Source organism: Alteromonas sp. 4NH20-0056, from assembly GCF_057539655.1.
Map to the genome: position 1 here is coordinate 680,143 of NZ_BAAJLS010000001.1, position 26,899 is coordinate 707,041.

At 44.6% G+C, this 26,899-nt stretch carries 22 protein-coding genes; 9 read left to right on the forward strand and 13 right to left on the reverse strand.

From position 1 onward, the window contains the following. Window positions 1–95: 95 nt before the first annotated feature. The 5 genes from AC27EZ_RS03035 to phoB all read right to left on the reverse strand — a co-directional run bounded on the left by AC27EZ_RS03035 (window position 96) and on the right by phoB (window position 8,262). A complete protein-coding gene (locus AC27EZ_RS03035; protein ID WP_487133882.1) occupies window positions 96–4,178 on the reverse strand; it encodes a hypothetical protein in 4,083 nt (1,360 codons plus the stop codon). A gap of 205 nt (window positions 4,179–4,383) precedes the next feature. Beyond that, the gene (locus AC27EZ_RS03040; RefSeq protein WP_487133883.1) at window positions 4,384–5,229 is read right to left on the reverse strand and encodes a prolyl hydroxylase family protein; all 846 of its coding nucleotides are present in this window, start codon (window positions 5,227–5,229) and stop codon (window positions 4,384–4,386) included. A 4-nt stretch (window positions 5,230–5,233) separates the two neighbouring features. Continuing rightward, on the reverse strand, window positions 5,234–6,202 hold the full coding sequence (locus AC27EZ_RS03045; RefSeq protein ID WP_487133884.1) for a PstS family phosphate ABC transporter substrate-binding protein: 969 nt from the start codon (window positions 6,200–6,202) through the stop codon (window positions 5,234–5,236). Further along, entirely contained in the window at window positions 6,203–7,504 is a 1,302-nt protein-coding gene (phoR, locus tag AC27EZ_RS03050; protein WP_487133885.1) for a phosphate regulon sensor histidine kinase PhoR, read from the reverse strand. 68 nt (window positions 7,505–7,572) lie between these two features. Next, the gene (gene phoB / locus AC27EZ_RS03055; RefSeq protein WP_487133886.1) at window positions 7,573–8,262 is read right to left on the reverse strand and encodes a phosphate regulon transcriptional regulator PhoB; all 690 of its coding nucleotides are present in this window, start codon (window positions 8,260–8,262) and stop codon (window positions 7,573–7,575) included. 202 nt (window positions 8,263–8,464) lie between these two features. Between phoB and AC27EZ_RS03060 the strand changes: the two genes are divergently transcribed. Together AC27EZ_RS03060 and rdgC are read left to right on the forward strand one after the other, a co-directional pair. Then, window positions 8,465–10,195: a sensor histidine kinase gene (locus tag AC27EZ_RS03060; RefSeq protein WP_487133887.1), complete on the forward strand. Its 1,731-nt coding sequence runs from the start codon at window positions 8,465–8,467 to the stop codon at window positions 10,193–10,195. Between the two features lie 88 nt (window positions 10,196–10,283). After that, window positions 10,284–11,195, forward strand: coding sequence for a recombination-associated protein RdgC (rdgC, locus tag AC27EZ_RS03065; protein WP_487133888.1), 912 nt, complete (start codon window positions 10,284–10,286; stop codon window positions 11,193–11,195). A gap of 41 nt (window positions 11,196–11,236) precedes the next feature. Here the strand turns inward: rdgC and AC27EZ_RS03070 are convergent, their stop codons facing one another. Then, window positions 11,237–11,791: a helix-turn-helix domain-containing protein gene (locus tag AC27EZ_RS03070; protein WP_487133889.1), complete on the reverse strand. Its 555-nt coding sequence runs from the start codon at window positions 11,789–11,791 to the stop codon at window positions 11,237–11,239. Between the two features lie 158 nt (window positions 11,792–11,949). Between AC27EZ_RS03070 and AC27EZ_RS03075 the strand changes: the two genes are divergently transcribed. Next, a complete protein-coding gene (locus AC27EZ_RS03075) occupies window positions 11,950–13,134 on the forward strand; it encodes a benzoate/H(+) symporter BenE family transporter (protein ID WP_487133890.1) in 1,185 nt (394 codons plus the stop codon). A 75-nt stretch (window positions 13,135–13,209) separates the two neighbouring features. Here AC27EZ_RS03075 and AC27EZ_RS03080 read toward each other — a convergent pair whose 3' ends face one another. Then, complete coding sequence (locus tag AC27EZ_RS03080; RefSeq protein WP_487133891.1) at window positions 13,210–14,046, reverse strand: HDOD domain-containing protein; 837 nt, start codon at window positions 14,044–14,046, stop codon at window positions 13,210–13,212. A gap of 383 nt (window positions 14,047–14,429) precedes the next feature. Between AC27EZ_RS03080 and AC27EZ_RS03085 the strand changes: the two genes are divergently transcribed. Continuing rightward, window positions 14,430–16,109, forward strand: coding sequence for a dipeptidyl-peptidase 3 family protein (locus AC27EZ_RS03085; RefSeq protein WP_487133892.1), 1,680 nt, complete (start codon window positions 14,430–14,432; stop codon window positions 16,107–16,109). A gap of 89 nt (window positions 16,110–16,198) precedes the next feature. On the opposite strand, the gene AC27EZ_RS03090 is transcribed toward AC27EZ_RS03085, so the two are convergent. The 4 genes from AC27EZ_RS03090 to folB are packed head-to-tail and all read right to left on the reverse strand — an operon-like array spanning window position 16,199 to window position 18,268. Further along, window positions 16,199–16,570, reverse strand: coding sequence for a histidine triad nucleotide-binding protein (locus AC27EZ_RS03090; protein ID WP_487133893.1), 372 nt, complete (start codon window positions 16,568–16,570; stop codon window positions 16,199–16,201). A gap of 41 nt (window positions 16,571–16,611) precedes the next feature. Then, a complete protein-coding gene (locus tag AC27EZ_RS03095; protein WP_487133894.1) occupies window positions 16,612–17,412 on the reverse strand; it encodes an undecaprenyl-diphosphate phosphatase in 801 nt (266 codons plus the stop codon). Window positions 17,413–17,420: 8 nt separating this feature from the next. Then, window positions 17,421–17,915, reverse strand: coding sequence for a 2-amino-4-hydroxy-6-hydroxymethyldihydropteridine diphosphokinase (folK, locus tag AC27EZ_RS03100; RefSeq protein WP_487133895.1), 495 nt, complete (start codon window positions 17,913–17,915; stop codon window positions 17,421–17,423). Further along, the gene (folB, locus tag AC27EZ_RS03105) at window positions 17,915–18,268 is read right to left on the reverse strand and encodes a dihydroneopterin aldolase (protein ID WP_487133896.1); all 354 of its coding nucleotides are present in this window, start codon (window positions 18,266–18,268) and stop codon (window positions 17,915–17,917) included. Before folB ends, folK begins: the two co-directional genes overlap by 1 nt. A gap of 291 nt (window positions 18,269–18,559) precedes the next feature. Here folB and plsY point away from each other — a divergent pair, with 291 nt between their 5' ends. Then, window positions 18,560–19,162 carry a glycerol-3-phosphate 1-O-acyltransferase PlsY gene (gene plsY / locus AC27EZ_RS03110; protein ID WP_487134004.1) on the forward strand — a complete coding sequence of 201 codons (603 nt, stop codon included), beginning with the start codon at window positions 18,560–18,562 and terminating at the stop codon, window positions 19,160–19,162. Between the two features lie 35 nt (window positions 19,163–19,197). Here the strand turns inward: plsY and AC27EZ_RS03115 are convergent, their stop codons facing one another. Further along, window positions 19,198–20,493: an alkaline phosphatase family protein gene (locus tag AC27EZ_RS03115; protein WP_487133897.1), complete on the reverse strand. Its 1,296-nt coding sequence runs from the start codon at window positions 20,491–20,493 to the stop codon at window positions 19,198–19,200. Between the two features lie 41 nt (window positions 20,494–20,534). Beyond that, on the reverse strand, window positions 20,535–21,548 hold the full coding sequence (tsaD, locus tag AC27EZ_RS03120; RefSeq protein ID WP_487133898.1) for a tRNA (adenosine(37)-N6)-threonylcarbamoyltransferase complex transferase subunit TsaD: 1,014 nt from the start codon (window positions 21,546–21,548) through the stop codon (window positions 20,535–20,537). A 353-nt stretch (window positions 21,549–21,901) separates the two neighbouring features. On the opposite strand from tsaD, the gene rpsU reads away from it, so the two are divergent. The 4 genes from rpsU to rpoD all read left to right on the forward strand — a co-directional run bounded on the left by rpsU (window position 21,902) and on the right by rpoD (window position 26,727). After that, window positions 21,902–22,117 carry a 30S ribosomal protein S21 gene (gene rpsU / locus AC27EZ_RS03125; protein ID WP_012517258.1) on the forward strand — a complete coding sequence of 72 codons (216 nt, stop codon included), beginning with the start codon at window positions 21,902–21,904 and terminating at the stop codon, window positions 22,115–22,117. Between the two features lie 99 nt (window positions 22,118–22,216). Then, window positions 22,217–22,663, forward strand: a complete 447-nt coding sequence (locus tag AC27EZ_RS03130) for a GatB/YqeY domain-containing protein (protein ID WP_487133899.1) — start codon at window positions 22,217–22,219, stop codon at window positions 22,661–22,663. A 121-nt stretch (window positions 22,664–22,784) separates the two neighbouring features. Continuing rightward, window positions 22,785–24,566: a DNA primase gene (gene dnaG, locus AC27EZ_RS03135; RefSeq protein ID WP_487133900.1), complete on the forward strand. Its 1,782-nt coding sequence runs from the start codon at window positions 22,785–22,787 to the stop codon at window positions 24,564–24,566. Window positions 24,567–24,897: 331 nt separating this feature from the next. Then, on the forward strand, window positions 24,898–26,727 hold the full coding sequence (rpoD, locus tag AC27EZ_RS03140) for an RNA polymerase sigma factor RpoD (protein ID WP_487133901.1): 1,830 nt from the start codon (window positions 24,898–24,900) through the stop codon (window positions 26,725–26,727). Window positions 26,728–26,899: the final 172 nt, after the last annotated feature.

A 26,899-nucleotide genomic window follows, 5' to 3' on the forward strand; every position in this document is an offset into this window, starting at 1 on the left:
AAAACTCCTATGGAACTGCATTCTGCTAAGTCGCTTTTAACACAAAAGCTAAGGCGTATTAACGCCTTAGCTTTTCAGTGTGTTACTTCTGCTTGTTAGTCTTCCAGACCTACAGTTACCCAACCTAGTGTCCAGTTTGTTCCACCATCAAATGCACCTTTGTAGCTTGTACTATCAAAGAAGCTATCAAGTGTTGATGCATCGAAACCTGAATCTAAAAGTACTGAATTATTTGCCGGCACATAGCCTGTTGAATCAAAACCAAGCGCAGCAGTATCAGCCAGTACACTGTTGCCATCTTGGCCTTCGAACCACGCCTGCGTAGTGCCACCGTCGATAGTGTCTGAACCGAATGGGCTAGCTGCAGAACACGCTACTGCAGAGTGAGTTACTGTTAGTGAACCACCTTCAGCGTTTGCGATAGACTCGTTGCCGTTAACACGTAGGCAGTTACTGTAGTCAGCGCCACCAGTTACCACTAGGTTTTTAATAACACCCGCAGTACCGTTACGTAAACGTACACCGTTAGTACCTGTTGCGCCAATGATAGTGACGTTAGACACCGTAGGTGTAGTTAATGGCGTCCAAGAAGGGTTATCTTCATTGTTGTCAGCTTCAAACGCGTTGTCGCCGCCAGCTGCGCTTTGCTTAATAGCCACGTATTGTGCTTTACCTGTCCAACCGAAAGACCAGTCTAGTGAGTCATCGCCAATCGCGGTTAACACTAAGTGGCTAACGTTTACTGTGCCGCCGAAGAACTCAACACCATCGTCTAGGTTTTCGTGAACCTGGATGAAGTCAACTTCAGTACCACGACCAACACCTGCGAAAGAGATACCATTAAGTTCGTCACCCGCAGCGAGCGCTTTACCAGCGTGCTTAACAATTACGTAGCGTAGTGTACCAGAGCTATCATCTTCGTCAGCACCGCCATAAAGACCTGCATCACCTTCTGCAGCAACACCACAGTTAGCTAACTCTTCTTCAGACGTATCGTTGTCATCACCCGTATTACAAAGGTTAGTAGGTGCATTACCTAGAATAACCAGACCGCCCCATTGACCAATGTCAGTTTCTTCACCGGTTAGGTCTTGTACAGACGTGAAGGTGATAGGTAGTGTTGCAGAACCGCTGGCTTCAATTTGTGAACCGCGGCGTACTACTAGGAAGTCGTTACCGTCTTCACCGAATACTGTGGTACCGCGCTGTACGTAAAGTGTTGCGCTGTCTGCATTGTCGTTACCAACTGCAGTACGACCTTTAATTAACCAGTGAGCATTATTAGTAAGCGACACGTCAGACGTGAACACTGTATCAGTAGCAAGCTGGTATACCGGCTTGTCCGTGATGGTTGGGAAGCTTCCAGATACGTCTGTGGCTAAGCCTTGTGCTAATGCGTTGGTAACGCTTGTAGGAATAGCGTCATTAACTGCAACAGTCCACCCTTCCATCCAGTTGTTGTCGCCGTCAAATGCACCAATGTAGTCTGTTGCTGTGAAGAAGTCGTTTTCTTCAGATACATCTACACCGTTACCTAGAAGCGGAGAACCAGAGCGAGGAGTGAAACCGTCTGTAGAAAGCATAAGTGCGCTAGCTGCTAGCGTGCTGTTACCGTCTTGACCTTCAAACCATGTTTGCGTAGTACCGCTACCGATAGCGTCTGAACCAAAGTTAGCGTCAGTGTCACATGCTACAACCGAGTGCTCTACTGAAAGCTCACCAGATACTGCGTTTGCAATTGACTCGTCGCCGTTAACACGTAGACAGTTAGAGTAACCTTCACCACCAGTAACGACTAGGTTGCGAACGTTGCCTGCAGTACCGTTACGTAAACGAACACCGTTAGTACCCGTTGCGCCAACGATAGTTACGTTTGCGATAGTAGGCTTAGTAAGTGGAGCCCACGCGGGGTTATCTTCGTTGTTGTCAGCTTCGATAGCGTTGTCACCACCAGCAGCTGATTGCTGGATGTAAACGTTTTGTGCGTTACCCGTCCAACCGAAAGACCAGTCTAGTGAATCATCACCAATGTCAGTAAGTACAACGTTACGTACACTAACTGTACCACCGAAGAACTCGATACCGTCATCAAGGTTTTGGTGAACTTGGATATACTCAACTTTTGTACCTGAACCGATACCTGCAAATGAAATACCGTTTAGTTCGTCACCCGCGGCTAGTGCACGACCAGCGTGTTTAACTACAACATAGCGTAGTGAACCAGTATTATCTTCAGAGTTGTTGCCGCCGTAAAGACCCGCATCACCTTCTGCTGCAACACCACATGCTGCTAGCTCAGCGTCAGACGCATCCGCATCATCACCTGTGTTACAAAGGTTACTTGGTGCGTTACCAAGAAGCACGATACCACCCCACTGGCCGATATCCGTTTCTTCACCTGTTAAATCTTGTACTGAAGTGAAAGTAATTGGCGCGTTAGCTGTACCGTTCGCTTCAATCATCGATCCACGACGTACAACTAAGAAGTCATCACCTTGCTCACCGAATACGGTAGTGCCTTGCTCGATAAATAACGTTGCGCTATCGGCGTTGTCGTTACCAACCGCAGTACGGCCTTTAATCAACCAGTGTGCATTATTTGTCAATGTAACGTCAGCGGTGAATGTTGTGTCAGCAGCAAGTTCATATACAGGCTTGTCTAGGTCAGAGAAGTCACCTGATACGTCTGTTGCTAGACCTTGTTCGAATGCGTTTTGAACGTCAGTTGGGAAACCGCCGTTAACGCCTACGGTCCAACCTTGTGTCCAGTCATCACCATTTGGATTAAATGCACCGATATAACTGTTACCGCCAAGCGCCAAAGGCGACGCTGACGTTGGGAAATAACCGTTATCTTCTAATAAAAGCTGTGAAGGTGTGAGTACGTCATTGCCAGACTGCCCTTCGAACCATGCTTGAGTGGTGCCACCAGAGATAGTGTCGCTACCAAAATTATTTGCAGGCGTTTCACACGCCACTATTGAATTAGTAATGGCCAACTCGCCTGATTCAGCGTTTGCAATTGACTCATCGCCATTTACACGTAGGCAGTTAGTAGCAAGTGCTGAGCCCGTTACTAGTACATTTGAAAGTACGCCGGCGGTACCGTTACGAAGACGTACGCCGTTAGTGCCGTCAGCGCTAACAATAGTTACGTTCGAGATAGTTGGTTTAGTTAGTGGCAACCAAGCAGGGTTGTCTTCGTTGTTGTCAGCTTCAATTGCGTTGTCGCCACCTTCAGCCGATTGCTGAATGTAAACGTTCGTTGCGCTTCCGGTCCAACCGAAAGACCAATCAAGAGAGTCATCACCGATGTCGGTCAATACTACGTTGTTAACGTTAACGGTACCACCGAAGAACTCGATACCGTCATCTAGGTTTTGGTGAACCTGAATGTGATTAACTGTTGTACCTGAACCGATACCTGCGAAAGAAATACCGTTTAGTTCGTCACCAGACGCCAGTGCTTTACCCGCGTGCTTAACTACAACGTATTCAAGTGAGCCTGAATTATCTTCAGGGTTGTCACCGCCATAAAGACCTGCATCACCTTCTGCGGCCACACCACAGTTAGCTAGTTCTTCGTCAGACGTTTCGTTGTCGTCACCGGTGTTACATAAGTTAGTCGGTGCATTTCCAAGCAGTACAACACCACCCCACTGACCGATATCAGTTTCTTCACCCGTAACGTCTTGTACCGACGTCATCACGATTGGCGCAGATGCTGAACCAGAAGCTTCAATTTGTGAACCACGACGTACGACTAGGAAATCGTTTCCGTCTTCACCAAATATAGTTGTACCTTCTTCGATGGTAAGAACAGAAGCGTCTGCGTTGTCGTTACCAACGGCTGTGCGACCTTTAATGATCCAGTGAGCGTTGTTGGTTAACGTCATGTCTTGAGTAACTGTTAAGTCTGCATTTAAACGATAAACAGGCTTGTCAGTAATAGTTCCAGAGAACTCGCTAGAAACGTCAGTAGCAAGACCAAGAGAGAACGGAGTATCCACGTCAGGCGTTGTAGGTGTTGTAGGAGTAGTAGGTGTGGTGGGCGTAGTAGGTGTAGTAGGCGCTGCTACAACTTCATCACCTTCGTTAATTACAATGTCACCACCGCAGCCAGCAAGAATAAGCGCAGTTGTAATAGCACTTATCTTAAATACGTTACGAAATTCCATTAAATTCTCCAAGATTTTTTAGTATGGATTTTTAGGTTTCGTAGAGAGTAAAGGACATCGGTGACATTTTTGTTACAACACGCGAAAGAAAGTAAAATTTATTGACGATTTTAAAATACTCGACTAATAAAAATAAAAACCATATTTTTCATAAGCTTAATTAATTATACATACTGACATTCCGAAGCATGTGCGATATGACATGTCAGTTTTTCGATCTAAACCATTTTGTTATGACAGTTTTATTACCACGAGTTACCGGTTCAGCGAAGTGAATACTATTAAGGTTAGGTTCACCGGTTGGTAAGAGGTTGTTCCAGAATAACGCTTTGCCTTTTTGGGGCTTTACAGAAATACCTAATTTAGTAAACCGAGTATGGCCACCTTCGCAATCTTCATTTAAATAAATCATGCACGTCCACGTACGTTGGCCTCTTGATGCACAATGGGCTAAATATTGCGGCGTTCCCGGTGGAAAAAAATCATAATGCGGTTTGTAATACTCACCAACCTGATAATGCTGTGCTTGAATAACCTCTTGTTCACCAACACCCAATTGAAGCCGCTCAACAATGCGCCGCTCTACGCGTTGCACTAGACGGCTATTAAGTTGAGCAAGTTCGCACGTTGATGATGTGCGAATATTTTCTGACGATGCTGCCCCAGCAAGCGATGAAGGGGTGAGTTTCCCCCTCGTTAAGGCAATAATATCATCGCACTCTTGTTCACTGAGAAAATGTTCAACGGCATAAAGTGATAATTGGGAGGGGTCACTTAATGAGGCATAGTGCGAGTTCGTTTTATTGCCTGAGGGATTGGCGTCGTTTGAGCGACTACTATTATGACTCTCGAAACTATTCGCTAAACGTGTAAAAAATGGCGTATCGTTACCCAAAGGAAGCTCTGGAGGTAAATTTGCGCCTAGAAGTTGTCTTATGGTGTGCGGTACAAACCCATTTTGAGAGAGCGTCGTAGCAATTTCTTCGATGGGAACGCGTGTTAGTAAACATTGTAACACCCAGTTTTTCCATTGCGAAGAAACCGTTGTCACAGGCTTACCCCTCGTCTAATAACCGGCGCTGACGCAATAAAACGTCATCACGGATAGGGAAGTAACCGTCGCGCACAACTTGACGCTGTCCTGCTTTTGAAAGCACAAAACGTAAAAATTCACGCTCTAACGTTGGCAATGGCTCTCCAGGTTTTTTGTTCACGACAAGATATAAAAAGCGGGAGTACGGATATTCTTCGTTTCTCACCGAGTCCATGGTGAGGGCAACAAAACTACCCTCCCGCTCACCTAACGGTAAGGCGCGAACGCCCGCTGTTTTATACCCATAGGCAGCGTAGCCCATCGCCCCTTTGCTTGAAGCAACAGACAATACAACCGACGCCGATCCTGGCTGCTCATTTACTGTATTTTTAAAATCGCCGTCACACAGGGCCATCACTTTAAATAACCCGTATGTTCCTGAGACAGAGTTTCGCCCATAGACACGAATAGGTGCTTGGTAGTCATCGCCACTCACGCCTAATTGTTGCCAGCGGTTAACCGCCTCATTCGCTCCACAATACTGAGTTTCAGAAAACACCGCGTCAACCTGCTTTAGTGTTAATCCATCAAGTGGATTATTGCGCTCAACAAAAATAGCGATAGCATCCATTGCAACCTTTAACACCACAGGAGGATAACCATGTTTACGCGTAAAATCGCGAATTTCACTGGGCTTTAGTGCGCGACTCATTGGGCCTATCGTAGCCGTTCCTTCAATTAACGCCGGGGGAGCGGTCGATGAACCTGACGCTTGAATTTGAAAACTGACCTGCGGATATAAGGTCTTAAATTCTTGTGACCAAAATGCCATTAAATTTGCCAGAGTATCAGACCCTACCGATGTGATTTTCCCAGCAACACCTGGAGCACGTTCGTATTCAGGTACATTTGATTCGTCGGCTACCGCAAACGTTGCACTGAAATAAACAAGCGCACTAATACACAGCGTTGTCAGACAACAGCGGCTCATTTAGTCTAGCTCCGCGATAAGTTCAGTGTCTAAGACAAAAGAAAATTGGCTTCCTTCGCCCAAAACGCTTGTAATATCAAGCCGAGAATTGTGATGGCTGAGCACGTGTTTCACAATAGACAAGCCAAGCCCCGAGCCCCCTGTTTTTCTTGATCGCGCTTTATCAACACGATAGAAGCGTTCAGTAAGTCGGTTCAAATGATTGGGCTCAATTCCATCACCGTTATCGACAACCGCAAATTCGGCCCCTTCGAAATGCCTTCGCCAGTACACATTGATTTCCCCACCCGATGGGGTGTAATGCACGGCATTAAAAACTAAATTAGAACACGCGCTGCGCAATTCGGTTTCAACACCATAAACCAGCAGGTTACTATCAATATGGAAATGAATAGTGTGCTGTTTCTCTTTGTTAAGCGCGATGGCTTCTCTCTCAATTTGAGTGAGCATAGCGGGCACGTTAATTACGTTTTCGTAAATACGTTCAGCACTGGCTTCGATACGAGATAGCACTAACAAATCTTCTATTAAATTCTGCATACGCTGCGTTTGCGACGTCATCTCTTTCATTGCCTTTTGCATGAAAGGGTCGGCCGACTCATCGATAGGCAGAATTTCAAGATAACCATTAATTACCGTAAGAGGCGTACGCAGCTCGTGAGACACGTTTGCAACGAAGTCTTTACGCATCTCTTCTAACTGAGATACACGCGTAACGTCACGGGCGATAAGTAACAAGTGCTCTTCGCCGTAAGGCATAATACGGTATTCAAACGTCTTATTTGGATTAGTGGGAGACGGCACTTCAATAGGATATTTGAAATCGCCGGCGTGAAAGTATTGGATAAATTCGGGGTGCCGAATAAGATTATCGACTCGGCTGTTTGCGTCTTGCGGCCACTTTAGCCCTAAATCTAAACGAGCTAACCGATTACACCAAATAATGCATGCCTTTGCGTCAACCACCACAGCGGCATCGGGAAGCGCTTCAGACCCTTCTCTAAACCGCTTAACCAGTTCGCCCAACTCTTTACGCTTGTTACGGTTTCTGCGTTGAAGGTAGTAAATGCCTTCATAAATATGTTCCCATACACCTTTAACAGTCGGGGGAGACATTTTTCGGCTATGCCACAGCCAACGATTCAACTTATAGAGATGCCAATAGTTGAACACAAGCAACAGCGTAGCACCCACTGCAATGGCAAACAGCATGTCATCCATGTACCAACCGATTACCGCAAATACCAACAGGTATAGCGCCAATCGCAATGTGCTTCTCAACCAAGAGAACGGGTAATACATAGAACAATACGCCTAATATACAAAGTCGAATACCGCTGTGTTTGATGTCACTTCAGCGGGCGTAGCAATTATAATTTCGTTGAAAAACGGTAACCTGCGCCGCGAACGGTTTGGATCATAGCATCATGGCCATGCTGAGAGATAGCCTTTCTTAGGCGGCGAATGTGCACATCCACTGTTCTATCCTCAACATAAACGTTCGTTCCCCACACATTGTCGAGCAGCAATTCTCGACTATACACGCGTTCAGGATGCGTCATGAAAAAATGTAATAGCTTGAATTCCGTTGGCCCCATATCAAGTGCATCGTCGTTTGCTGTCACGCGATGAGACACGGGCTCCAATTTCAGGCCGTTAAATTCGATAGGCTCTTCATTTGAGGTTGGCGTCACGCGGCGCATTACCGCTTTTATACGAGCCACTAACTCTTTTGGAGAAAACGGTTTAGTAATGTAGTCGTCAGCGCCCGCATCTAAACCTCGGATTTTATCCTCCTCCTCACCGCGCGCGGTAAGCATGATTACTGGGATATCTCGCGTAAACTCATGCTGTTTTAGACCCTTGGCAAGCTGTACACCACTTCCCCCAGGAAGCATCCAGTCTAAAAGGATAAGGTCGGGATACGGCTCACAGATTTTTTCCTGTGCTATATCATAGTCTTCTGCTTCAATAATATTAAAGCCTGATTGCTCAAGTACAAACTTCAGCATTTCGCGAATAGGCGCTTCATCCTCAACAACCAATACGGTACGAGACATTGTTATCTTCCTGAACATTACAAAACGCCGCCATTATTAATGTCATTCATGACACTTTTATTAAAACGATTACAAATATGTGTCAAGCCTTATAGAAAATTAACAACATGAAAGTTTCAATTTACTTGCTTGTTTATTAAACCATTTGCGCATATTCTTTCAAGGGTACTCAGTAAACTTATGGACAGGAGAAGGTTGTTCAATGGCGACCGTTAAAACCGGGTTATCAAGAAAGCTCTTAACACGGGTGCTTTCTGTCTATTTCACACTGACGTTAATCGTTACAGTGGGACAAATATTTACTGAATATCTTAGTACAAAAAACCACGTTGAATCTGAACTTCAAACCCTTAAAAACACCTTTTCAACCAGCTTAACTCGGGCACTTTGGGAGCTTAATACAGAGCAAGCGCGCTCTATTGCTGAAGGGCTATTAGAACTTCCCATTGTTGAAGGTGTGCAAGTGCGCGGAGAAAACGGTAATTACATTGCCGAGTTTGGTATTCGTACCCAACGTTCAGGTGCGCCGGTTGTAGAAGAAATTATAGAAGATCACACGGGCGGTATTTTTAGTTACAGTTTTCCTTTGGTATTTAAATTTTCCGGCCGCGAATCGACCGTGGGTGATGTCACACTTTACTCTAGCTTCGATACTATCTTTGGCCGTATCGAAGTAGGTATTTTCTTTTTAATCGGAAATGCTTTGGTTAAAACCACGTTTCTCGTCTTTCTCTTTATGACAGCGTTTAGAACAATGTTGTCAGAGCCGCTTCACGAAATTACCGATAAAATGGGGAGGTTTGACGCTATGCACCCTGAAGAGGGTAAGCTAGACGTCAACATTGACGACGATAACGAGTTATTGCAGTTAAAAGAATCGTATAACCAAGTTATTGACGACCTCATCATTTCAAACAATAAGCTAAAAGGTACGCAAGATCAGCTTACACTCGCGAACAAAAAACTCGACGACCAAAACTTAATTCTTGAACAAGAAGTTGCCAAAAAAACCGCATCGTTGTCGCAGATTATGCTAGATCTTGAACAACAAAAAGATGAGCTTATTGCTAATCAACGCGAGTTACGCCAAGAAAACGAAAACCGCCAATACATTGAAAATGAATTAAGAAAGAAGAATTCTGAATTCGTAGAATCTATGGAAAATCTTCAGCTAGCGAAAGACCAGCTTGTTGAGTCAGAGCGTATGGCATCACTCGGGGGATTGGTCGCGGGTATTGCTCATGACGTTAATACCCCATTGGGCGTAAGTGTTACCGCCGCGAGCTTTTTGCAAGAGCGCTTAAACAACCTTAAGCTCGATTTTGAAGACAAGAGCCTCACTACAAGAAACATGTCTACGTTCATTGATGAGGCACAGCAAACTGCAACGCTGCTTCTTATGAATCTTGATAGAGCATCCGACCTTATTGCGAGTTTCAAACAGGTTGCTGTTGACCAAACCAGTGAAGCAGAACGTGACTTTAACCTAAATGATTATATTGGTGAGGTTATTCAGTCGCTTAAACCTAGCTTTAAACACAGTAATCACACGATTACGGTTAATTGCCCGCCTGAACTCATTATTAAATGCGCCCCAGGCGCGATAGCGCAAATCATTACCAATATGGTAGTAAATTCGTTAGTCCATGGTTTTGAAAACAAAAATACGGGCATCATTAAGCTTGACATTACCCTTGAAGAAAACGAAGTCGTTATGACGTATTCTGACAACGGAAAAGGGCTGTCAGAGTCAGATTTAAGTAAGCTTTTTGATGCCTTCTTCACCACACGTAGAGGTGACGGAGGAAGTGGCCTAGGCACGCATATTATCTATAATCTCGTGACACAATCCCTCTCTGGCAGTATCGAGGCCGACAGCGAGATTGGAAAAGGCTTAACTTACCTCATTCGTTTCCCTTTGCGCCGCAACTAAAATATCAGCACGTGTACCTATCTATCGATTGCGCTGCTTTCGCTAGGTTGGTACGCTTACGCCCCGCTTTTTAAAGAGATAGCTTCACATGTGGTTTAAAAATATAAAAGCCTATCAACTAACCCAGCCTCTTTCGTTAGATGACAATGATTTAGAGCGCGTATTAGGCGAGCACGCTTTTCGTCCTTGCGGCAGTCAAGATGTTGCAACCATGGGCTTTGCTTCCCCATTCTCGCAAGCCGGAAAATCTGGCACCATGTTTCATGTAGTTCAGCAACGTTATTGGATTACGGTCAAAAAGCAGGAAAAAATATTGCCTGCTGCCGTGATAAACGCTGAACTTGAAGAAATGGTAACCAAAATTGAAATGGAGACGGGTTCTCCTGTTGGTAAAAAAGCGAAAGCTGATTTAAAACAAGAAATACAAACTAAGCTACTTCCACAAGCCTTTACCAAAAATAGCTATACCCATGGCTTTATTTCATTACCTGACAATGTCGTCATCATCGATGCGTCTTCTGACGGCAAAGCGGAAGCCTTCCTTGCATTGGTAAGAAAAGCGATTGGCTCACTTCCGGTTGTTCCGCTGGCACGCCATAGCCTTCAAAGCGAGTTAACACATTGGGTAATGGATGCTACGCCAGACGGTATCGAACTTTTAGAAGAAGCAGAGTTTAAATCTACCGACGATGCCGGCAGTGTTATTCGCTGTAAAAACCAGCCACTGGACAGTGATGAAATAAGCATTCACTTAGATGCGGGCAAGCTGGTTCAGAAAGTAGCCTTTGAGTATCAAGACACGCTTACGGCAATCATTGCTGAAGACGGCTCAATTAAACGTATTAAGTTTACAGACCGCATAAAGGAAGAGACGGAAGATGTGCCTAAAGATCAAGTCGAAGCAAGGCTTGACGCAGAGTTTGCGCTGATGTCTGCTGAACTTAGCCAATTTGTGGTGTTTTTACAAGACACGCTTAAACTTAAAGACGATAACGCATAATAAAAGAGAGTCGGCGAACGCAAATATTGCGTTCGCTGCTTCTATCTTGTCGGATAATGAATGACCGCAATAAATCGCGTTCGCCCAACATCATCTCGATACCCGTGCTCAATATCTGCGTTTAATATAAATTGCTCCCCCGCCTCTATCGCAATCCATTCACCTTCACTACAGACACTCAAACGCCCCTCAAGCACATGAATATGCTCAGTTACACCCTGTTGATGTGCACTTGAACGTTGCTCGTGAAAATGTGTTAAACACAGTTCGAACATTTCGAAGCCTTTATCATCTCGAAATGGGAATAAGGTTTTAATATGCATGTTAGGGTCATCATCAAACCCATCTGACTCTGGCGTGATAGCGTGTGCCGTTGATGATATAAAAGACGAGAAAGACGTATTTAGCCCTGTTGCTATTTTCCATAGTGTTGCAATACTTGGGCTCGACTCTTTTCTCTCAATCTGGCCAAGCATGGCCTTAGACACCCCAGTCAACACTGACGCTTTATCTAGTGATAACCCCCTCTCTCGTCGTAAAAATTTAAGATGTGTTGCAATGCTTGAGGCAATATCTGCCTGATCTGTCTTTTTCATGACGGTTACCGCTTGTCTGGTCGCGAGATAAATAGGAATTTCACAAACCACTTGTGCGTTATAGCGCACAAGTGCTATTTTGTATGTTATAACGCACAACATACAATACGTGGTCGCAATGTGCGACGTATTTCTATTTTATTCAGGTACCATAAGCAATGAAGAGTATTTGGACCCTAAGCCAAATAACGTCTGGACTAACCGCGGTTGTCGTGGGATACAGCAGTGCAGTAGTGATCGTTATCGATGTTGCAAAACGCGCTGGCGCAACTGATGCCATGGTAGTCAGTTGGCTTTTGGCGTTAGGGTTAGGTATGGGCATTACGTGTATTGCCTATTCATGGTTAACGAAAATGCCCGTTGTCACTGCGTGGTCTACCCCTGGCGCCGCATTTCTTATCGGCAGCGTAGAGCAATATACGCTACCAGAAACAATAGGGGCCTTTTTTACTAGCGCACTATTGGGTATTGTAGCGGTACAAAGTCGCCACCTGCTGTCATTAATAAAGCGCATTCCTCCCGCGATTTCCGCCGCGCTCCTTGCCGGCATCCTGATGCCTATTTGCCTTTCTATTTTTAGTGACATCGGCACCTACCCTTTTATTATTACCCTGTTTTTGGCTGTTTATATTATTGGTAGCAGATGGTTTTCCCGTTACTTAATGCTCGTCCTGTTAATTTTGTCGCTTGTTGTTGCTAGCCAACTTAGTAACGATTTTGTCATTACTGCTGTTATGATGCCGGCACCGGTTTGGGTTACTCCCGAGTTTTCTTTAAGCGCTACCATTGGCCTTGCCGCACCGCTATTTCTTATCACAATGCTATCTCAAAATTTACCTGGAATAGCTATTCATCACGCTCATGGCTATTTTTTAGATCATAAACCCGTATTAACCGGAATTGGCGTTGTTCAATTCCTTTTGGCGGGGTTTGGCGGTTTTACATTTAATCTTGCTGCCATCACCGCGGCCCTGTGTATGAGTGAACAGGTAGATAGCGATAAAACGCAGCGTTACAAAGCTGCCATTGCTGCCGGGGTGGGCTATTTAGTCATGGGACTGTGCGCGTCTGTGGTGGTCACCCTCTTTGTATCAATGCCTCTTGTCATTGTCCATGTACTTGCAGGGCTTGCATTGGTATCAACCTTACAACATGCCCTTGCTCGCGCATTGGAAACACCATGCTATCAACAACCGGCCCTGCTTACGTTTTTATGCAGCGCATCCGGCTTCACGCTGTTTTCTATTACCTCTGCGGTATGGGGATTAGCATTGGGCTTGTTGTTATTGGTGGCGCAAAAGAAACGCCTTAATGATAAATGCAAAGGTGAAAGGTTCTCATAACCCCAACGACATGAGGAGTGGGTACAAAAAAGCTGGCATACGGCCAGCTTTTCTTTAATGAGTAGCGCTGTGTTTTTATTGAAAAACTTGCTTTCCTGCTGCAGCAAGTTCTGTAAACTCTTCAGATTGAAGTTCGCTCACATCTGCGACCACACCGCGCTGAACGGCAAGGTTAATGACCGCATCTTTTTGGCTATCCATTACACCAGAAAGCGCTGCACCTACTCTTACAAAGTCGATATACCCTAAGCTTTCAGGAATGTAACTTAAATCTTTCCAGCTTTTGGCTACGTGCACAAACTCTTCACCAAATCCCCACTCACGCATGATACTCGCACCAATGCGCCCTGCTAACTTGTCGATTGCAACATCTAAGAATGTGGGGGCAGCAAATACATCTGGGTAGCGCTCAGCTTCAGTTAAAATAGGAAGCACACCAATATTATGCATTAATGCAGCAAGCGTCATGGTGTCCATACTCATTTCACGCTTCTTAGTTCGCGCAATATAAAGTTGAAGTACCGCCATGCTGTTAGCAACGATGTCTATCGTACGCGCCCACTCTTGTTGGAGGTGACGTGCCACCATATCATTTTTTGACACGAACAGTTGTTCCATCGCTAGCGCGGTAGAAATATTCTTAATTTGACGAAGGCCTATTCGAGTTACTGCTTGATTAAGCGATGTTACTTTTACGGCTCGTCCCATGTAAGCGCTGTTCGCGATTTTAATCATGCGTGCACTTAATGAAGGATCTTTACCAATAACATCCCCCATATCACTTAAGTTGATATCAGGATCATCTGCCGCTTTTCTTACTTGCAAAGCAATCGCAGGAAGTGTTGGCAGTACCAATGTATCGTTATTAATCTTCTCAACTAAGATGGTTAAAAGCGCGTTCTGTGTAGACATAGTTCTACCTTCTTAAATATTCTATTTATCGCGACAAGGCGATGGTGCTTTAAGACTCACTGCCATGTCGGATACTTCTCGGTATTCGCTTAACAAAAATAACAGCAAATCATCATTACTTTTTCCACTATACGCTAGCTTTTACAAAAGCACAGCGTTTCAAAGCGGAAATTTTTATTCTATTTATGGTATAGCTAGTATTATGCTTAAATGAAAGTAAATATTAAGCGAAACAATAACTTCATTGTGTATACATTAATAGTATGAAGTATAAACGACGCGCAATGCAATGATGTTGATATAGCGCAATTTATTTTTCTATTTACGCAGCGCTTTCCCTAATTTTAACTTATAAGACTAAAACAATAACGAGAATACTAACCATGAAATTACGCTATTTTTTATCGCCGGTCGCTGTTGCGACGTGCTTAATGCTCAGTGGATGCGATAATGCACCGTCTACGACTACCGAATCGACGCCAAACGAATCAACTAACGACACAGCCTTACTCGTTGACACTTCTCGCTTATCAATCTACCACCCCGTTACTCTAACTAGCGATTTATCACATTTAAGTGCTAATCAAAAAGACATGGTTAGCTTGCTCATTGATGCAGCCAAAATTATGGATGATCTCTTCTGGAAACAAGCGTTTTATGGGAACAAATCGGCATTTTTAAATGGGATAGATGATGACAAGGTCAGGCACTTCGCCACCATTAACTATGGCCCTTGGGATAGACTAAACGGCGATACCCCATTTTTAGGTGGCTATGCCGATAAAGCGTTAGGTGCAGAGTTTTATCCTAGCGATATGGAAAAAGCCGAGTTTGCTACCGCATCATTTGACGGCAAGCAAAGCCTTTACGCGATGGTTAAACGTAACGAAGCTGGCAAGCTTTATGCGCAGCCATATTCAGAAGCTTTTAAAAGTGAGTTGATGAAGGCGTCTGAATTATTGGTACAGGCCAGTGAACTGGCAGAAGATGAAGGTTTTAAACACTATCTTACTTTGCGTGCAAAGGCGTTACTTACCGATGACTACCTTGCGTCTGACATGGCGTGGATGGACACAAAAACCAACCCAATTGAGCTTGTAATCGGCCCAATAGAAACCTATGAAGACCAACTCTTTGGCTACCGAGCTGCGTTTGAAGCGTACGTTCTTATAAAAGATTTGGCATGGAGCGAGCGCCTAGCAAAATACGCTAAGTTCCTGCCTGAACTTCAAAAAGGCTTACCCGTTGCCTCTGGATACAAAGCAGAAGTACCAGGGTCAGACGCCGATTTGAACGCTTATGATGTGGTTTATTACGCAGGACATTCAAATGCTGGAAGTAAGACTATTGCAATCAACCTTCCTAATGACGAACGCGTTCAGTTAGAAAAAGGCACACGTAGACTACAGCTAAAGAATGCTATGCAAGCAAAGTTCGATAATATCCTTGTTCCTATCGCCGATACTTTGATAGCGCCCGAGCAAAGGAAACATATCACCTTTGATGCATTTTTTGCTAACACCATGTTTCATGAAGTTGCACATGGGTTAGGCATTAAAAATACGCTTGATGGTAAAGGCACTGTAAGAGAGGCGCTAAAAGAACATGCTTCGGCATTGGAGGAAGGCAAAGCAGATATCTTAGGGCTTTATATGATTCAGAGCCTTCTTCAACAAGGCGAAATTTCAGAAGGTACCCTTGAGGATTACTACGTTACCTTTATGGCGGGTATTTTTCGTTCTGTACGATTTGGTGCATCAAGTGCACATGGGAAAGCCAATATGATTCGTTTTAATTTCTTTGCTCAGCAAGGGGCGTTCGAGAAAACGAACGATGGTTTCTATCGTGTTGATATGACAAAGATGGGCGCAGCGGTAGCGGCACTATCTGAGTTGATTTTGACGATGCAGGGAGATGGTGACTACGGTAGTGTTAGTGAGTTGGTTTCAACAATGGGCGTAATCCCACCATCATTGGCAAGCGATTTAGCAAAACTACAAGACGCGAATATTCCAGTGGATATACATTTCGAGCAAGGTAAAGCCGTGCTCGGCCTCGAATAGAGCATCTTATAGCTCGCTAGTATTACGGCGCAAAAATAAAAACAGTCAGCAATTGCTGACTGTTTTTTTATGCCCTATTGAGGTACTTGTTACTCTACATGCTGCTTCATGTTTTCAGTATAGGGAGGCCAGCCCATCGGCTTACCAGCCAACACATGCAAGTGAATATGATAGACCGTTTGCCCACCAAACTCGTTACAGTTCATTACCGTTCTATAGCCTTGCTCGGCCACACCTAAGTCGTGTGCGATTTTCGCCGCCACCAAAGATAAGTGCCCGACAATTTCTCTGTCTTGTGAGGTGATATCGTTAATGGTCGCAATGGGCTTTTTAGGAATAACCAAAAAGTGAACGGGTGCCTGAGGATTAATATCTTTAAACGCTAACGCCAATTCGTCTTCATAAAGAATATCCGCTGGAATTTCTTTGTTAATTATCTTTGTGAAAATAGTCTCTGACATTGCTTTTATTCCTCATTTTTAACGTCGTTTATATGCCACATTTAGGCAAATACAAACCATAAGAGTACCGCGCCGAGAACCATTCTATAAATAACGAAGGGCATCATACCGATACGAGAAATCCAACTTAAAAATAAGTAAATACACAGGTATGCACTTACAAATGAGAACGCTGCACCATACAACAACGCGCGCCAATCTACCGCCTCATTCACTTTAATCAAGTCGTAGGTCGCTAACAAGCCAGCTCCAAGTATAATGGGAATAGAAAGAAGAAAAGAAAAGCGTGCACAACTTTCTCGCGTAAGCCCGAGCATTAAGCCTGCGGTCATGGTAATGCCCGAACGAGACGTACCCGGAATAAGTGCCATTACTTGTGCCAAGCCAATGAATATGGCTTGCTTCATTGTAAGTTTCTCAAGGGGTTGGGTGCGTTTCGCCGTTGCGTCTGCATACCAAAGCACGGCACCAAAAAACAGCGTAGTCGCAGCAATTACAAGCGCAGTCCGGGCGTTTTCTTCTATCCAGCCTTTAAGTAGAAAACCCACAACGACAGCAGGAATAGTGGCAACAATCACGTACCATGCTAATTTGCTGTTTTGTGTTTGTTGTCGAGTAAACCCTTTAGTGATCCAATCTACGGTCATATTCGCAATATCTGACCTGAAGTAAATCATTACCGCCAGCAAACTACCTACATGTACCGCCACATCAAATGCTAAACCTTGATTCACCCACCCAAGCAACTCGGCAGGCAATAATAAATGCCCTGAACTACTGATAGGAAGGAATTCGGTTATCCCTTGTATGATAGCTAAAATAATTATTTCAAACAGTGTCATTAGACAGCCTAATTCCAATTAAACGCTACAGGCCATAGTGCCTGCTTGGTTTTATCAAATGCTTGCCACATCTGGTTGTACGATTGTCGCGTTACAGGATGAATGTCATTGGGCACCAACTCAGCAAGAGGCCACAATACAAACGCATTATACGTAATTTCTTCACGCGGTAAAATAACTGGGGATTGTGTGATTACCTGGTCGTAAGTAAGCAAGTCTAAATCAAGTGTGCGCGAACAAAACTTCTTTTCACCATGCTTTCTGCCGTTGTCTCTTTCTATCTTTTTGAGCGCTTTGCATACATCCTCAATAGCCAGATGTGTATGGGCACTAACGACCAAGTTATAAAACGGGCTGCCTTGAAAACCAACAGATTCACTTTCATACACCGACGAACACAATACCCGCTCAAAGCTCGCCTTTAAGGCTTTAATCGCTTGGTTAGTGTAATACGTTCTATCGATATTAGAACCAACGCTAATCAAAATGTGATGGGCAGCCATTAATGACGCTCTTTACATAACTGTACCGCAACAGTTTTTGCATTGGGCAGAATATTAGGCTTAACAATTTTTACGGTGATATGCGTTACGTTAAATTGCGCGAGGACTTCATCCATTACTCGATGTCCAAATGCTTCGAGAAGCTCGAATGTACTGTCTTTACCCACTTGGGTAATGCAATCAGCGACCTTGGCGTAATCAATGGTATCTGCGACGTTATCAGACACCATAGCGGCTTCTAAGTCAGCTTCAAGCGTGACGTCCAGCAATAGCTCAGTCAAACGTTCACGTTCCCAGTCGTACACGCCAATCAGCGTTTCTACGGCTAACCCTGTTATAAATATCTTTCCCATAAACCTATTCAAATTATTGATACTACTGGTCTTACAACTGGCTCAAAACCGCTTCGTGGTATTACAACGCTGGAATAACCCTAGTGAATGAAGTAGTTTACGGCTTGTTGCTGAACGTAGCGTTCGAATTTATGCAACTATACCGCTCTACGGATACCGTGGGCAACCTGACAAACGCATTTCAGGTAATAATATTGCTAAAGGGTGTAACATCAACGCAATTAAACATTTTGGGGAATGTGCTAAGCAAAAACACACGCTCCACAACACAAGGTGATGACGACAAGTTTTATGGTTTCCCTTATTCTGCTTATGACATGTGTAGCGTATTTACTTGGCTCGCTTTCAAGTGCCGTAGTCATAAGCCGTGCATTTAGCCTTCCCGATCCCCGTACCGCTGGCTCTAAAAACCCTGGCGCCACCAATGTATATCGCCTTGGTGGCAGAGTGCCTGCATTGCTTGTACTTGTTATGGATATCCTAAAAGGTACGGTTCCTGTCTACGCGAGTTATTTCTTCAGCATAGAGCCTGTCTGGCTTGGTCTTATCGCAATAGCCGCTTGCTTAGGTCATATTTATCCATTGTATTTTGGTTTTAAAGGCGGAAAAGCGGTTGCCACCGCGTTTGGGGCAATGCTTCCCATTGGTCTTGATTTGGCGGGGCTGTTGGTTTTAAGTTGGATAGTGGTGGTTTTTTTAACGGGCTACTCATCGCTCGGAGCGCTTATCGCCGTATCACTCGCCCCTCTTTTTACCTGGCTAATAAAGCCGCTGTACACGCTTCCTGTGGCGATGTTGAGCATACTTATTATTTTACGTCACAAAGATAATATCGTTCGTTTACTAAATGGCGCAGAAGGTAAGATTTGGGATAAAGGCAACACTAAAGAATGACGAGCGCGATACCGCGCCCGTTTGCGTCAAGCATTTTACTCTACCAACGCGTGTTTCAAAACGTCTACTTCTGAATCAACAGGCGTCAGCACCCCTACTCCAAGAATTTGGGCTATGGCGGGGTAGATTTCTAAATTACTGAATTCGCCGATAACTTTACCTTCATGAAAACTAGGCCCCGCAGCGACAAATAGCGCACCCATATCTGGGTGCGTGTTTAGATACCCGTGTCCACCTTTGCTCACATGACTAGGTTGGCCAGAAACAAACCGAGCTGGGGGCGCTATTTCCACTACAATATCACCGGTTCTTGAAGATACTGAAAAGTGCCTTTGTGCTCGCGCGGCTTCGCTTAAAACGTTAAAACGTCCGTTTGCGATATCACTGAGACGTTTTTTTTCTGCTTCAATGGCGTCAAGAGTGGCACCAGGCTTGGCATAGATACTAATTTGAGCCCCTTCGTTTTCATAGATAAAAGTATTAGGAATTTGTAGCTCTGTATCACTAAGAAGCTGTGTATCATCGACAGGGGTCATGCCGTGATCTGACACGATAATAAGGTCGATATTAATAGGCAGCGCGGTTAATTTATCATAAAAATCCCCCACCAACTTATCGAGTTTTTGCACCGCTTCACGGGTTTTAGCCGACGTCGGGCCCTCGTCATGCCCTACGGTATCAATAAGCGAAAAGTAACCCGCAATAAAGGTAGGACGCGACACCTCGGGAAATGAGAGCCACGTTAATATTTGCTGAACCCGTTGTTCGTAGTTAGCATATTTTGAGTAGTGGTAATGATATGTTGGGGTTGCACCACCGATACGCGCATCCGACTCTGGCCAGAAAAACGTCGCTGCCTTGCCCCCGTTAAATTCAACAAGATTCCAAAGCGGCGTTGCATTGATCCAGGTGCTATCGTCTTTTCCCAGCCCTAAACGATACCGACTGTACTCACCTTTTTTTATTCTGTCTTTATCATAAAACGCATTGTTTACAATACCGTGGTTGGTAGGGTGTAAGCCGGTTACAATCGAAATATGATTTGGAAACGTGTTAGCTGGGTATACCGGCTGCATCGACGTGGCACGAACCCCAGCTTCTGCAATACGTTTTATATTTTTCGCATCATGTAGCTCGATATAGTCGTGTCGAAAACCATCTAATGATAACAGCACGACGTGTTTCTTATCGGTTTGGCTGTTTACGATATCATCGTCACCATGCGCAGCCTGTGCACTGCGAAGAAAGATAAAAACTAGCCCAATAACAAAATAAACTGATAAGGCGCGCCCTATTTTTTGGCAATCAACACGCTGAGATAGACGCTGCATAACTTACTGTTACTCCGTTTTGAAAAATAATGTCGTAAAACTTAAATAGCACTTAACGAATCAAGGGGCCAGCGCGGTTTTGCTTGTGAAGATAGCGCTAACGTTTCACCCGCTTTCAGCCTTTGCATACCTGCATAGGCAATCATGGCTCCATTATCTGTGCAATACGCCAAGCTTGGATAGAACACCTCGCCTTGCATCGACGTCATCAGAGTTTTCATTTTTTCTCTAAGCATGGTGTTCGCACTTACGCCACCCGCAATAACAAGACGTTTCATACCGGTCTGTTTTAACGCACGCTTACACTTAATAATGAGTGTATCAATAACCGCCTCTTGAAACGCATAAGCAATATTTGCCTTCGTTTGCTCGCTACCATCAGACGCTCTAATCGTGTTGGCTGCAAATGTTTTTAAGCCACTAAAACTAAAATCTAAACCTGGACGGTCTGTCATGGGGCGTGGGAACTTATAATGACCGGGCTCTCCTTGTTCTGCTAGCTTGGCCAACAAAGGCCCGCCGGGGTAATCTAGTCCCAATAGTTTCGCCGTTTTATCAAAGGCTTCACCTGCGGCATCGTCAATAGATTCACCGAGCACTTCATACTGACCAATACCCTTAACTTCAACCAACATAGAATGTCCACCCGAGACTAACAGGGCAACAAAAGGAAACGCTGGCGCATTGTCTTCTAGCATCGGCGCAAGTAAATGTCCTTCCATATGGTGAACACCCACCGCAGGTACATCCCACGCATAAGCGAGTGACCGCCCTACCGACGACCCTACCAATAGCGCACCGACTAAGCCCGGTCCTCGTGTAAAAGCGATACCATCAATATCTGATGGTGAGCTGTTTGCATCTTCAAGGGCTTTTTCAATAAGAGGAACAATTTTTCTTACATGATCACGAGAGGCCAGTTCGGGGACAACACCACCATAATCGGCATGCAATTTAACCTGGCTATAAAGCTCGTGAGACAGCAATCCGAGGTGATCGTCGTAAACGGCGATCCCCGTTTCATCACAGGACGTTTCTATTCCTAATATACGCATGGTGTAGAGCCTTTAAGCAAAGTTTCTGATATTGGTTGCACTAATCACTGGCGATCCTTGACGATCGCAGGTAAAATCTCGCCGCCGCGAATACATGATGTCTCTTATTCAAAGATAAAGTTGTTGTTTTGCAGGGCTAGGTCTCAATTAATGAGCGCAGAGTTTACCTGTAAACCCTTATTCTTGGAATGCTGATTAAGTTAATTAGGTTATATTGGCTATTTTTTAGCAATTCGTCCTTTACTTTTTCTGTAGATATGATTAGAATTTCGCACCATTTTTAACCCGGGTGGCCTTTTTTAGCGCACAATTTACCCGGAATTACACAGCAAAAGTTTTGAGGTGAGTGTTTAATGCCTATCGTTAAAGTTAGAGAAAACGAGCCGTTTGATGTAGCGCTGCGTCGTTTTAAGCGTTCTTGTGAAAAAGCAGGTGTACTTTCAGAAGTACGTCGTCGTGAATTCTTCGAAAAGCCTACTTGGGAACGCAAGCGTAAGAAAGCAGCTGCGAAGAAGCGTCATCTGAAGAAGCTAGCTCGTGAAAACGCACGTCGCGTAAAACTCTACTAAAACAGGGTTACTCTACGAGTTTGAAAGGTGTTGCATTTGCAGCACCTTTTTCGTTTCTGGGTCTATATAATTTCAACCATTACCATCTAGGAAAGTATTATGGCGTTAATCGACGACTTAAAATCTGCCCAAAAAGATGCAATGCGAGCAAAAGACAAGCTTCGTCTAGGTACCATTCGCATGGCACTTGCAGCAATCAAGCAACGAGAAATTGACGAGCAAATCACGTTAGACGATTCAGCAATACTGGCTGTATTGATTAAAATGGTTAAGCAGCGTCAGGATGCCGCATCGCAATTTGATGCCGCTAACCGTGAAGACTTGTCATCAAAAGAGCGAGAAGAAATTGTGGTGTTGGAAGACTTTCTTCCACAACCGCTAAGCGATGATGAAATTGCTACCCTTATTGATGATGCTATGAAAGCAACCGGCGCTTGTGGTATGCAAGATATGGGTAAAGTAATGGGTGTGTTGAAACCGAAAGTTCAAGGTCGAACCGACATGGGCGCCTTAAGCGGAAAAATAAAAGCGCGACTTAACGCTTAATTAGCGTGTTCTTACCCTCATGCGCCACTATACTGTGTAGGCAACGATAAATGTTGCCTACCATTCTCATTCCTTCGCTTCCCTGTTAAAGTGTTGCTCGTTTTGTTTATTTGAACTTCTTATGGCCGGAAAGATACCTCGCGACTTCATTGATGATTTGCTCTCTCGCACTGACGTTGTTGACGTTGTCGACAGTAGAGTAAAACTCAAAAAAGCCGGTAAGAACTACCAAGCTTGCTGCCCGTTCCACAACGAAAAATCACCTTCGTTTACCGTTAGCCAAGACAAACAGTTTTATCACTGCTTCGGATGTGGCGCGCATGGCAATGCCATTTCATTTATGATGGAGTTCGACCGCTTAGAGTTTGTAGAGGCCATTGAAGAGCTCGCGCGTTTTCATGGGTTAGAGGTACCGCGAGAGAAAGGTGCTCGCCCTGCGATGAGCGAAGAAAAGAAGCAGCAGCAACAAGATGACTACACGCTGATGGAAAGCGTTGCCCGCTTTTTTCAACAACAGCTTCGCCAAAACAGCAAAAGTAAGAAAGCGATAGATTATTTGAAACAGCGAGGGCTTAGCGGTGATATCGTTAAGCAATGGGAGATAGGCTATGCGCCTGATAGCTGGGACGCCGTGCTTTCGGCGTTCGGCACAGATCCCGCGCGTGTTAAGCAGCTTATCGACTTGAAACTGGTTAATCAAAATGATCAGGGACGCCGCTACGATTTTTTTCGCGACCGCATCATGTTCCCTATTCGAGACAAACGAGGCCGCGTAGTGGGGTTCGGGGGACGCGTACTTGATGATGGCGGACCAAAATACCTCAATTCACCTGAAACGCGTATCTTTCACAAAGGCCATGAGCTTTTTGGATTTTACCATACACGCCAACAAAACCGTCAACTAGACCATATTATGGTAGTAGAAGGTTATATGGACGTTGTCGCATTAAGTCAGTTTGACATTAATATAGCGACCGCTGCACTTGGTACAGCCACTACACCTGAACACATTCAAATGTTAGTGCGCGCGACCCCGCATATCGTATGTTGTTATGATGGCGACCGCGCAGGACGAGAAGCCGCGTGGCGAGCTTTAGAAAACGCACTTCCTTCATTAAAAGATGGCGTAAGGCTATCCTTTCTGTTTCTTCCTGACGGCGAAGACCCTGACACTATGGTGAGAAAAGTCGGTAAAGATGACTTTCTGGCTTTACTTGATAATGCAATGCCGCTTTCACGGTTCTTTTTTGAGAACCTACTGAAAACTCATAGTATTGGGACTGCCGAAGGAAAAATAGCGCTGAAGAAGGCAGCGATGCCGTTGATTGAAAGCACGCTCGGTCAAGATCAAAAACAAATGCTATTAGAAGAACTTGCAAAACATACCGGAGAGTTCGACCGGTTTAAATTACAGCAAGACATTTCTAAAGCAAACGGAAGTGGCGGCAACCCCGGCTATTCGGCGAATAAACACCAAGTAGGGAAAGCACGCCTCTCTCCGCTCAGAATGCTTATTCGTTTACTATTAGATAATCCATCTTTAGCGATAACCTGCGATGATGTGCAGCCTAGTATATTTGCGGGGAGTGATGCAGCAGGCATGGATTTACTTCAAGATGTTCATGCATATTGCGTTGCCTATCCATCGGCCACCACGGCACAGCTAGTTGAAAACTTCCGCAATCATCCCCACTCTACTACTATCGCGAAGTTACTGTTACAAGAACACCTTGTAAATGATGAGGACGCAAGCAGAGTCTACAGCGATAGTTTTGCTCGGCTCCTCGATTGGCATTTTGACAGTAGAATTGAAACATTAATTTCTCGCTCGCGGGTTCAATCGCTTACTAAAGCGGAAAAAGAAGAACTGAACCTGCTTATGAAAGAACGCCAGAAAAGTTGACCAGTAGGTCGATGATCTGTCTTGATAGAAGCTGGCTAAAAAATCAGCCGCCAATCTGGTAAAACCACTAGTACTTCTGCTATACTGGCGTATTCGCTGCACGAATAAGAAACACCTAAACGTGAACAAAATGGCAGCAAGATAAGTAGCAAAGATAAAGCCGAAAAATCGGGCAAAACCAAACCCGAGCAGATGTGCACCGTGAAAATGTCACGTGGCATCGAGCGAAAGCGGCATTGATACAACAGCAGTACTACAGAAGAAGGGAACATGCATCGCGCATTGTTGTCTTTCTATTGCAAACTAATTGAATGTGAGAAGTGTAGGTTATATGGCGCAAAGCAAGCAGTCTCAGATTAAGCTCCTGATTGCAAAGGGTAAAGAGCAAGGGTATTTGACCTTTGCAGAAGTTAACGACCACCTGCCGCAAGATATCGTCGATTCTGATCAAATCGAAGATATTATCCGCATGATCAACGACATGGGAATTCAAGTTTCTGAATCAGCACCTGATTCGGATGAGCTTCTTATGCAAGAAGCAACAGCTGATGAAGACGCAGCTGAAGCAGCGGCTCAGGCATTGGCAACGGTAGAGAGTGAAATTGGCCGTACGACCGACCCTGTGCGCATGTACATGCGTGAGATGGGTACCGTTGAACTACTAACACGTGAAGGCGAAATTGAAATCGCCAAACGTATTGAAGACGGGATCAACCAAGTACAATGCTCGGTTGCTGAATACCCTGAAGCAATAACGTACCTACTAGACCAATGGGATTTGTATGAAGCAGAAGAGATCCGCATAAGCGATATCATCTCTGGGTTCGTTGATCCTAATGAAGAACAAGACCTCGCACCTACAGCCACTCACGTTGGCTCTGAATTGTCTGAAGAAGAACTCGATGATGAAGACGACGACGATGATGAGGACGAAGAAGAAGAAGACACAGGCGTCGATCCTGAACTTGCTCGTGCCAAATTTGGTGCATTACGAGATCAATACATCAAAGCACGGGATGTCATTGAGAAGAAAGGCCGCTCACACGCCGCCGCTCGCGAGCAGATAAACGCATTAAGCGAAGTGTTTAAAGAATTCCGTCTTGTACCTAAACAGTTCGATCGCATGGTTAAAAACATGCGTGCGATGATGGAAAAAGTAAGAATTCAAGAACGTTTGGTCATGAAGTTCTGCGTAGTAAACGCCAAAATGCCTAAGAAAGACTTTATTAAGGCATTTGCTGGCAACGAAACGTCCACAGCATGGTTGCACAAAGCAGTTAAAGCCAAAACGGCTTACTCTGATGCGTTAGCGACGAACCAAGAAGAAATCGAGCGTTGCATTAGCAAAATGAACCAGGTTGAACAAGAAACTGGTTTGGTCATTGCTGATATCAAAGATATTAACCGTCGTATGTCGATTGGTGAAGCAAAAGCCCGTCGTGCGAAAAAAGAGATGGTTGAAGCTAACTTACGTCTTGTTATCTCAATTGCGAAGAAGTACACAAACCGCGGTTTACAATTCTTGGACTTAATCCAAGAAGGTAACATTGGTTTGATGAAAGCGGTTGATAAGTTCGAATACCGTCGTGGTTATAAGTTTTCAACTTATGCTACATGGTGGATTCGTCAGGCCATCACTCGTTCAATCGCCGACCAGGCTCGTACCATTCGTATTCCTGTGCACATGATTGAAACGATTAATAAGTTGAACCGCATATCGCGTCAAATGCTTCAAGAGATGGGTAGAGAGCCGACACCGGAAGAATTGTCTGAGCGCATGTTAATGCCTGAAGACAAGATCCGTAAGGTTCTTAAAATTGCCAAAGAGCCTATTTCGATGGAAACGCCTATCGGTGACGATGAAGATTCACATCTTGGTGATTTTATCGAGGACAGCACGATTATTCAGCCCCTCGATTCAGCCACAGGCGGTAGTCTTAAAGGAGCAACGCAAGAGGTCCTTGCTGGGCTAACAGCGCGTGAAGCTAAAGTACTTCGTATGCGTTTCGGTATCGATATGAACACCGACCATACACTTGAAGAAGTAGGTAAGCAGTTTGACGTTACTCGTGAGCGTATTCGTCAGATTGAGGCGAAGGCATTACGTAAATTACGTCATCCTAGCCGCTCGGAACAGCTACGCAGTTTCTTAGACGAATAAGAAAATGTGGTAATACATTCTACATAAATATAATCCCCTGCTTGTCAGGGGATTTTTTTATGCAAAAAACACATTGGCTGGGCCTCCAATGTATCGCTTGTCTTAATGTGTTACAGATACAAAAACGCCCCAAGAACGGGGCGTTTGATAAATAAATTATTGCGTTAACATA